Source organism: Anaerorhabdus sp. (assembly GCF_036637135.1).
In the GTDB taxonomy this organism is placed as follows: Bacteria; Bacillota_I; Bacilli_A; order Erysipelotrichales; family Erysipelotrichaceae; genus Anaerorhabdus.
This window is the reverse complement of record NZ_JAVWNC010000069.1, coordinates 1-9694: the sequence shown is the minus strand read 5'-3', so window position 1 is coordinate 9694 and position 9694 is coordinate 1. Positions and strand designations below refer to the sequence as shown.

Genomic DNA, 9694 nt, shown 5'->3' with positions numbered 1-9694 from the left:
AAAACTCTCTTTTGCGAGCCTCAGCAAGGGTTCCGTTGCGAGAAACTTGACGTTTGAAACGACGTAAAGCGTCATCCAGTCCTTCGTTCTCTTTAAGTACAACTCTTGGCATTTAATAACCCCCCTTCTGATGCATGCATTGATATTTTAGCAAATCACAGTATAAAAAGCAATATTAATAAGCATTATTTTGAACTTTTTCGCCTTGTAGTAAACTTACACCACTACTAGTACCTATACGATCAGCTCCAACTTCAATCATTTTTACTAAATCATCATGACTGCGAACACCACCAGCAGCTTTAACTTTACATGCATTTCCAACTGTTTCTTTCATCAAACGTACATCTTCAATCGTTGCACCTGATGTAGAGAATCCAGTAGATGTCTTAACAAAATCAGCTCCAGCTTCAACAACTGCTTTACAAGCTCTTACTTTTTCTTCATCTGTTAATAAACATGTTTCGATAATTACTTTAAGGCAATGATTTCCCACTGCTTCTTTGATTGCTTTGATTTCATTCACAACATAATCCATCTTGTTGTCTTTAAGTGCACCAATATTTAAAACCATATCTACTTCATCTGCACCAATTTCAACTGCATTCTTTGCTTCAAATACTTTTGATGCTGTCGTCATTGCACCTAGAGGAAACCCAATTACTGTACATACACCTACATCAGTTCCTTTAAGTTCATTCTTACATAATTCAATCCAACATGGATTTACACATACAGTAGCAAAGTCATTTTCCTTTGCTTCTTTACACAATTGAATCAATTGTGCTTCTGTACTGTTTTGTTTTAGTAATGTGTGGTCAATTGTTTTATTCAGTTTCATTTGTTATATCTCCTTCACCATAGTAATACTTCTTAATCATTTCTCTTGCAACACGATGATCCCCTAGATAGGGTTCTCTACCGAATTCTCCATACATGAAGATTTCATCCCCTTTACCTAGTATTAGAATTGTGTCATTTTCATTTGCCATTTCAACGGCTTGGCGTATTGCATCAAAACGACTTTCAATAATAATATAATTTGTCTTTTTAATACCTGCAGCAATTTCTTGAGCGATATCATACACACGTTCATCACGTGGATCATCTTCTGTCAAAATAATCATATCACAATACTTATCTGCAATCTCTCCAAATATTGGACGTTTCTTGAAATCACGTTTACCTGCAGAACCAAATACTGCGATAATGCGATTTTCTTTTGGTGTAATACGTGCACCATATTCCATAACTTGCATAATACCATCTGGCGTATGTGCAAAGTCAACGATGACGTTATAAGGTTGTCCTTCATCAATTCTTTCCATTCTTCCTTCAATTTGTTGAAATCGATTAAGTTTAGGAAGAATTGCATCCATTGTAAGTCCTTTAGTATGTAAGGCTGCAATTGATGCGAGTAAATTATAAATATTAAATGTCGCTACTAAATTTGTTTCAACACGATATGTCTCATCAAAGCATTTCATTGTAAAGATAGTTCCACTTCTTAATATTTGAATATCAATAGCTTGATAATCTGCTTCTTTTTTAATACCATAAGTAATTACTTTTGCTTTTGTATCCTCTACTATGGCCAGTCCATAAGGATCATCCACATTCGTAATCGCAAAAGCTGATGGTTTTAATTTGTCAAAGAAACTTTTCTTTGCAGAAAAATAATTTTCCATTGTACCATGGTAATCCAAATGATCATGTGTTAAGTTCGTAAATAAAGCAACATCAAAATCAATTGAATCTACTCTTCTTTGTTCAAGTCCAATACTACTAACTTCTAAAGCACAAGCTTTCATGCCAGCCGCAACCATATCATGTAATACACCATGCAAGTCATCAATTTCAGGTGTAGTTAAAAGTGGTGGTAACTTAACGTTGCCATACTCTATTGATATTGTTCCAATATAACCTGTAGGTACTGTGTCATTTAAAATATTCTTTATTAAACTTGCTACTGAACTTTTACCATTTGTACCAGTAACACCAAAAGTTATTAATTTTTCTGATGGCTTATCATAATACAAATTAGCAATTTGATTATAAGCAGTTAATACATCTTTTACTCTTACATAAGTCACCGTAGGATCCATATCTTCAATTGGGTCACTATATACAATACATATAGCTCCATTTTTGATTGCTTGTTCAACGAAACGGTGTCCATCATTCATCATTCCTTTTACGCAAAAGAAGATTGAATTAGGACGTCTTTTACGACTATCCGCCATGAGACCTTGAATTTCTAATTCTGGTGCATTTTCAAATATTGAATTTAGTTTCATGCAACAGTTCACCCCTTTACTTTTCCAATTAGTTCATCATCTAACATTGATGCCACATTAACAGTAATCATTTTATTTCTTTCGTGAATTCCATCAACTAGAATCGGTACATATTCACTTGAATGTCCAAACGATTGATTTCCCCTGTGTTCTTCTATTAATACAGCTACTTCTTTGTTTATAAATGATGATTTATACCCATAGTATAAGTTTTTTGATAACTTACTACAAGTTTGTACACGTTCTTTCTTCATCTTGTCATTAATTTGACCTTGCATTTTTTCTGCCACTGTTCCTGTTTTACTTGAGAACGGGAATACATGCATAAAACTAAACGCACAGTCTTTCATGGTTTGAATTGTTTCTTCAAACTCTTCTTCAGATTCTTGAGGGAATCCAACAATTAAATCTGTACTAATTGAAATATGTGGTAATTGTTCTCTAATTTCTTTAATTCTTTGAATGAATTCCTCTTTTGTATAGGGACGGTTCATTCTTTGAAGTGTTGCATTACATCCAGATTGAATTGGTATATGTAGATGTCTAGCAATACGCGTTGTTGATTTCATGAGTGCAATAAGTTCATCTGTAATCTCTGTAATTTCAATAGATGAGATACGAATTCGTTCAATGTTTGGAGCAGCATTTAGTACTTCTTTAAGGCATGTAGCCAGATTTGTATCGAGATCTCGACCATATCTTCCCGTATGAATGCCTGCAAGTACGATTTCAGCATGATTCTTTGATAATCCCCTTGCAGTCTCAATTACTTTTTCCAATGGATAAGAGCGTTCTTTACCCCTTGCATAAGGGATGATGCAATAACTACAAAATTGGTTGCATCCATCTTGTATTTTCATATAAGCACGTGTTTGATGTTCAAAATGTGACAAACTCAATGTTTCAAATTCTGCCTCTTTTCGTACATCTTCAACAAGAACTTTCTTTTCTCGTTTCACTAACACTTCTTGAATTAGTTGAGGAATATCTTGCTTATGACTAGATCCAACTAAAATATCAATATGTTCATTCTCTTTCATGTTTTCAGCATTAATTTGAACATAACATCCAACAACACAAAGTATTGCATTTTCATTTTGACGAATAGCTTGATTTATTTTTTGTCTTGATTTACTTGCAGCAGTATTTGTTACAGCACATGTAAATATTAAATAAACATCTGCTTCTTCTTTAAAATCAACCTCTTGAAAATTTAATCCTCTTAAAGATTGTCCAATACTTTCCGCCTCATATGTGTTAACCTTGCATCCAAGGCATGATATTGCATAACGCATTACTTATTCCTCCAACTACTCTACTAAAGCATCTATTGCGCTCAACACATACGTTGTCGCTGTTTCTGCTCTTAGTATTCTTTTTCCTAATGAAATACAATGAAATCCTTCATTTACCAATAAATTGACTTCATTTTGGTCAAAACCACCCTCAGGACCTATGACAACAGTAATCGATGATTGCGATTGTAAACAGTCTTTTAGTTTCTCTCCTATATATTTTGCATCTTCATATGCGATACAATTTAATTCTGATTTATATTGAATTATATTTTTAAATTGAATGGGTTCAACTAAAATTGGACAAGAATTTCTTTTACATTGTTCCGATGCTTCAAGTAGAATTTTATTCCAACGTTCTTGTTTCTTTGTAACCTTTTCATCTTTTGATTTCACAACTGTTCTACTTGATTCAAAAGGAACAATTGTACCTACTCCAAGTTCAGTACATTTTTGGAGCAAATAATCCCACTTTTCTTTTTTAATTAAACCCACACACAGAGTGACATGACATTTCATATCATTTGAATTTGGATCCATTTCATTACAAATAGCATAGACTTCTTTATCACGATAAAAGATAGAAGCAAACACTGCTTCTCTATCTTCATTAACAAGGCGAATGATATTACCCTCTTTCATTCTTAAAACATCTTTTATGTGATGGCTTTGTTCCTTATCAAAATCAATTTGTTTTCCTTGTTCTAATTTACCTTTTATAAAGTATTGTTGCATGTTTATCACCTTGTATAGTGTATCAAATTTAAGACAAAATAAAAAGCACAAGGTTTCCCTTGCGCTAAATGGTAATACTTATTCCTTTGGTAATACTAAATTTAGGATTATACCGATTGTTGCGGACAATGCTGTACCACTAAGTGTTACAAATCGTCCAAGTGGTAATAGTGCACCACCTAAACCAATAACAAGCATCGCACTCGCAATAATTAAGTTTCTTTGTTTAGAGAAATCAACGTTATTATCAATTAAAACACGTAGACCATTTGAAGCAATAACACCGTATAGTAGAATACTCATACCGCCTAGTACTGCATTTGGAATTGTTTGAATAAACGCTGATACAATTGTACAACATGATAGTAACATCGCGATAACTGCAGCCCCTACCGTTACATAGACAGATGCAACTTTTGTCATACCAATAACACCTGTATTTTCACCATATGTTGTATTTGCAGGTCCACCTAGGAACGCTGATACCGCTGTAGCAATCCCATCCCCCATTAATGTCTTATCTAATCCTGGATCTTTTAAGAAGTTACGACCGCAAATCTTACCTAATACAGTATGATCTCCAATGTGTTCCGCAATTGTTACTAGTGCCACTGGAAGAATTGCGAATGTTTCAGGACCAAAATAAATATTATAAGTTTTAAAATCACCTACTTGAAATGGGAAAATAAATTGTGGTAATGCGAAGAATTGACCTGATTCAATGACACTTGTAACTTGAGAAAAATCAACGATACCCAAGAAACATGCGATAACATATCCGATTAAGATACCACATAAGAATGGAATTATTTTGAAAAATCCTTTTGCTTTTGTACTAATGAATGCAGTAATTGTGAACGTTAAGATCGCAACTGTCATAGCTTGCCAAGTTCCACCTTCAACAAATCCAGCATTTCCTACTGCATTAGCTGCAAGACCTAACCCGATAACCGCAATCATAGGACCAATGATAATGGGTGGTAATAACTTATCAATCCAATCTTTACCTATAAACTTAATCACCAACGCTACTACTACATAGATTAACCCTACCAACATCAATCCAGTTTGGGAAGCATCAACACTTCCACCCATTGCTTCAACCGCAATAACAACTGCACTAATGTAGGCAAAACTTGACCCCAAATAAACTGGTACTTTGAATTTTGTAATAACGGAATAGATAACTGTTCCTAAACCTGAAGCAAATAACGCTACTGAAACTGGAAATCCTGTTAAAATTGGAACCAAAATTGTTGCCCCAAACATCGCAAATACGTGTTGGAAACTAAGTAGTGTCCATTTCGCCAAATTCGGTTTTTCATTTACATCTAGAATCATTTCAACTTTTTGTGACATATCGTCGCCCCTTTCAATGGGGTCATTTCATGAAAAAAAGACCCCTAAGGATCTTTAGATGTGCAAATGTTCGCTATATCTTTTTGACATCTCGTATCAAATTAAAGAATCCTTGTACGTATTATAGCACAAGGATTTCTTGATAAAAAGTATTAATTACTTCTTTTTCTTCTCTTTTTCGTCTTCTTCAACAATCTCGTTAACTACAACTTTAACTTCATTAACTTTACGTGCATCTGATTTTGTAACAGTAAGATCCAGATTCTTATAACTAAATGTTTCACCAACACATGGAATATGGTCCAATTTGTGAATTACCCATCCACTTACTGTAATCATTTCAAATTCTTCATCTGTTTTCACGTCAAATCGTTCAAACATATCTTCTAACTCTGCATCACATTCAACTAAATAAACATGATCTTCAAGTTGTTTATAATACTCAACTACAATATCATGTTCATCCCAAATATCCCCTACAAGTTCTTCTAAAATATCTTCAAGAGTAATAATACCAGAAGTACCTCCATACTCATCCAACACAATAGCCATATGAATCTTTGAACTTTGAAGTTGTTTTAACAGACTTGATATTTTCACATGTAGATTTGTAAAAATCAGTGTTTTAATAATTGATTTTAACGGACCTTTTTCATTGTAGTATAAATTATAGAAATCTTTCTCATGAATAAATCCCACAATATTATCAATTGAATTTTCATAGACTGGTAAACGTGAAAATGAATTAAAACGAAATACCTTTTCAATATCGATAAGAGGACTCTTAATATCCACCGCAATTAAATCAACACGAGGAGTAAGAATATCTTTTACATCTAAATCATTAAATTCAATTGCCGCACTTATTAAGTCACTCTCATGTGCTTCAAGATTACCTTCACTCTCAGCTTCTTCTACCATTGTGAGTAGTTCATCTTGTGTATCTGTATCTTCTTGTTTGAATTTAAACATCTTCTTAATTAAATTCTTCCAAACAGAAAATAAACAATTTAGTGGTAAAAAGATATAACCAAGGACTTGAATAAATGCTGAACTAAACATAGCGAATTGTTCAGGATTTTCTTTTGCCATGCTTTTTGGTGTAATTTCACCAAATATTAAAACTACAATTGTCATAACTAATGTTGATATTGATGCCCCTGCATCTCCATATATCTTTGTAAAGATAACAGTAGCAATGGTAGCACTACCAATATTCACAATATTATTTCCAATTAAAATGGTTGAAATCAGGTCATCATAGTTATCAAGAAGTTTTAAAACTCTACCTGCAGTCTTATTCCCATTATTCAGCATATTCTTTAATCGAATACGGTTAGAACATGAAAAAGCTGTCTCCGTCGCACTAAAGTACGCTGAAAACAAGATTAAAACACATAATATGATAACTAAAAATTGTACAGAACTATTCATAATTTTCTCCTTTATTAAACTTCAATATTAAACATAGTGTAAAATTAAGCACGCATAAAATGCAGTCTTTGTTTGACATTGAGTTTTTCAAGGGAAATTACTGCATAGTTTTCCCTAAGCCTAATGGGTATAGGTGAATCGTCCAATTTTCACACATCCTTTCAAAATACTGGAATTATTATAACATTCTCGCCATTTTAGTGCAAATTTGTATCTTTACAAATGAAAAGTACCCCTTAGGATACTTCGTCATATTTCGCAACTAGTTTTAAAAAACGTGGGTCTTCCATAAGACATCTTGTTTCTTCGTCTTTTGAAATTTGAATTAAGATACTTTGAATCATTGTATTTGTGAATTGTTGATTTTTATTCTTCATAGGCACATGTTCATAGATTTTCTTTATTTCTGAACCAAGTGGTTTTTCAAGTTCAGTTGTTAATTTTTCAATTGAATCCAACATCTTATCACGATCTCCTGCCAAAATGTTCTCCCTAAATTCTATGATACAGGGTATATAGTCATTAATACCGAATAAACGGGTGAAATCAATTAAAAGATTTCTATAGTATGCCATATCTTCTAAGTTATTTTTCTTTGAAGCAATTTCATGCAAGTTAAACAAATAACTTTCTAATTTATTCGAGAAACTAAATATTTCTTTTTCTATTAATTCCAAAGCAGCGGAATCATTCTCTTGCGCCCTATACACACTTAATTCGAGTGGTTTCTTATCAAAACGAATCTCTGGTATTTTTTCTAAATACATTTTCGCATCCTCAAAGTTCTTCTTTTGTAATGCATCTACAACTAACATTTGAGCAGCATATGATTTACTTTGAATGTCTTGACTTTCAATCACTTTCATCAGTATTTCATCAATTTTACTATGAACTGCTTCCGGATTATCAACAGGAACCATCATAAGTAATCCTTTTAAAACACCAACTATAGATACCGCAAGTTCATCATTATTCGGATATTCATAAAGCGCTTCAATTGCTATTGCATATGCTTTGTCAAAATCTACATATCCTATTTCAGAAATACGATTAACTATTTCTCCCATTTCCTCACGCGAAATCTCTTTTTGAAAATCCAACAGAGTATTGATATCGATTTTAAGTAAACGTGCAAGTGATGGTAATTGTGTAATATCCGGATAAGAGTTCCCCGTTTCCCATTTATTCACCGCAGGGGTTGAAACATTTAATGCAGTAGCTATTTCTTCTTGAGTTAATCCAAGTTCTTTTCTCTTCTTCTTAATAATTTCATTTATTTTCATGTTTTCTCCTCTTTTAATCAATCGGCCATTTGATACTTCTATTCTAACGGACATATCCATTGAATACAATTGAGTAGAAATTAAGTTAACGACTCTTTTTATTAACCATTGGTTAATTTTTGTATTTTGTTCATTCACTAAAATTAAATTAACAGCTAATAATCATTAGCCTATAATGTAGCTAACGTTTATTAGCCAACGAGGTAGTCGATGAATACTAAAGAAAGAATTATGGATTGTGCTTTGACATTATTTTCAAAGAGTGGTTATGATGCTGTTAGTGTCGAACAAATTGCATTAGAGGTTGGTATAAAAGCACCCTCTCTTGATAAGCATTTCAAGAATAAGCAAGCTATCTTTGATGGGATTATGTTAAACATGCAAATGAAGTATGATGAACAAATGCATTCTATGAACATGCATTTATATGAATCAGAAAAAGATACATCCGTCTTTAACAAAATATCAACTGAAGATTTAGTTCAAAAGGTTCACGACTTAATCTCTTATTCTATTCATGACAAAACGATTAGTAATTTTCGAAAATCCTTAACGATTGAGCAATTTAGAAACAAAGAATTCGCAGCATTATACACGCAACGGTATTATTCGAATTTAATGAATTATCTCGGTCTACTTGGATTGATTAGTTTTATCTCTTATCTTTCAGCTGATGTATTCTCTCCACTTGCTTATCCAGGTTATAATTGGATGGCTCAAGCAGTTAGTGATTTGAGTGCTACTAACGCTCCATCATTAACTCTTTGGAACTAACTCAACTCTTTAACAGGTCCATGTGGAATTGTATCAATTATGATGGTTTGTATCTTTATTCAGGGTAAGCTCACAAAACCTTTGCGCTTTGGTATTTATCTATTTGCGATTATGAATTGGTTTTCGATCGTTGGTTATGAGATGTTTCCTCTTACACAAGCTGGATATGCTGGTACATTCCAAGATATAATGCATGTTGTTGTAACGATTGTCGTTGTTATCCTTTCAATCACTTCATTAATCACAATCATGATTAGTGGATATACAAAATACAAATCCCTATCTATTTGTGCATTCATCGCATTATCATTGATGCTTGTAGATGCAATAGGTATGAACATTGTACCTATCAATTATTTTGGTATTGTAGAACGTTTTCGTGTTCTTGCAGCAACCGCATTTAATGCAATACTAGGTTTGTATTTATTTAATCAATTCCAATTTAAAAATCACAAGGAACTACAAGAAAATTGATTTGTTACACAAATCATTTAAAGAACCTTTATGAAGTTCCCAA

10 protein-coding genes are annotated in these 9694 nt (G+C 32.9%); 2 read left to right on the top strand and 8 right to left on the bottom strand.

The genetic code is table 11. From position 1 onward, the window contains the following. The 8 genes from rpsU to RR643_RS10135 all read right to left on the bottom strand — a co-directional run. Positions 1–112 (bottom strand): 30S ribosomal protein S21 (rpsU, locus tag RR643_RS10170; RefSeq protein WP_332483147.1); only part of this gene is annotated, 112 nt, incomplete at its 3' end. Between the two features lie 63 nt (positions 113–175). Continuing rightward, complete coding sequence (gene deoC / locus RR643_RS10165) at positions 176–841, bottom strand: deoxyribose-phosphate aldolase (RefSeq protein WP_332470041.1); 666 nt, start codon at positions 839–841, stop codon at positions 176–178. Continuing rightward, positions 828–2297, bottom strand: coding sequence for a UDP-N-acetylmuramoyl-L-alanyl-D-glutamate--2,6-diaminopimelate ligase (locus RR643_RS10160; protein ID WP_332470040.1), 1470 nt, complete (start codon positions 2295–2297; stop codon positions 828–830). Before RR643_RS10160 ends, deoC begins: the two co-directional genes overlap by 14 nt. An 8-nt stretch (positions 2298–2305) precedes the next feature. Then, positions 2306–3592: a tRNA (N(6)-L-threonylcarbamoyladenosine(37)-C(2))-methylthiotransferase MtaB gene (gene mtaB, locus RR643_RS10155; protein ID WP_332483146.1), complete on the bottom strand. Its 1287-nt coding sequence runs from the start codon at positions 3590–3592 to the stop codon at positions 2306–2308. A 15-nt stretch (positions 3593–3607) separates the two neighbouring features. Then, positions 3608–4327, bottom strand: coding sequence for a 16S rRNA (uracil(1498)-N(3))-methyltransferase (locus RR643_RS10150; RefSeq protein ID WP_332483145.1), 720 nt, complete (start codon positions 4325–4327; stop codon positions 3608–3610). A gap of 78 nt (positions 4328–4405) precedes the next feature. Beyond that, positions 4406–5686 (bottom strand): uracil-xanthine permease family protein, encoded by a 1281-nt coding sequence (locus RR643_RS10145; protein WP_332483144.1) that lies wholly within the window; start codon positions 5684–5686, stop codon positions 4406–4408. Between the two features lie 156 nt (positions 5687–5842). Beyond that, positions 5843–7120, bottom strand: coding sequence for an HlyC/CorC family transporter (locus RR643_RS10140; RefSeq protein WP_332470036.1), 1278 nt, complete (start codon positions 7118–7120; stop codon positions 5843–5845). Positions 7121–7356: 236 nt separating this feature from the next. Continuing rightward, positions 7357–8403, bottom strand: a complete 1047-nt coding sequence (locus RR643_RS10135) for a helix-turn-helix domain-containing protein (RefSeq protein WP_332483143.1) — start codon at positions 8401–8403, stop codon at positions 7357–7359. A 210-nt stretch (positions 8404–8613) separates the two neighbouring features. On the opposite strand from RR643_RS10135, the gene RR643_RS10130 reads away from it, so the two are divergent. Beyond that, the gene (locus RR643_RS10130) at positions 8614–9177 is read left to right on the top strand and encodes a TetR family transcriptional regulator (protein WP_332483142.1); all 564 of its coding nucleotides are present in this window, start codon (positions 8614–8616) and stop codon (positions 9175–9177) included. A 39-nt stretch (positions 9178–9216) separates the two neighbouring features. Further along, a complete protein-coding gene (locus RR643_RS10125; protein WP_332483141.1) occupies positions 9217–9651 on the top strand; it encodes a hypothetical protein in 435 nt (144 codons plus the stop codon). Positions 9652–9694 lie beyond the last annotated feature (43 nt).

Coding starts and splice junctions, on each gene's coding strand:
- deoC (WP_332470041.1), bottom strand. CDS start 841: ATGAAACTGAATAAAACAATTGACCACACATTACTAAAACAAAACAGT.
- RR643_RS10160 (WP_332470040.1), bottom strand. CDS start 2,297: ATGAAACTAAATTCAATATTTGAAAATGCACCAGAATTAGAAATTCAA.
- mtaB (WP_332483146.1), bottom strand. CDS start 3,592: ATGCGTTATGCAATATCATGCCTTGGATGCAAGGTTAACACATATGAG.
- RR643_RS10150 (WP_332483145.1), bottom strand. CDS start 4,327: ATGCAACAATACTTTATAAAAGGTAAATTAGAACAAGGAAAACAAATT.
- RR643_RS10145 (WP_332483144.1), bottom strand. CDS start 5,686: ATGTCACAAAAAGTTGAAATGATTCTAGATGTAAATGAAAAACCGAAT.
- RR643_RS10140 (WP_332470036.1), bottom strand. CDS start 7,120: ATGAATAGTTCTGTACAATTTTTAGTTATCATATTATGTGTTTTAATC.
- RR643_RS10135 (WP_332483143.1), bottom strand. CDS start 8,403: ATGAAAATAAATGAAATTATTAAGAAGAAGAGAAAAGAACTTGGATTA.
- RR643_RS10130 (WP_332483142.1), top strand. CDS start 8,614: ATGAATACTAAAGAAAGAATTATGGATTGTGCTTTGACATTATTTTCA.
- RR643_RS10125 (WP_332483141.1), top strand. CDS start 9,217: ATGATGGTTTGTATCTTTATTCAGGGTAAGCTCACAAAACCTTTGCGC.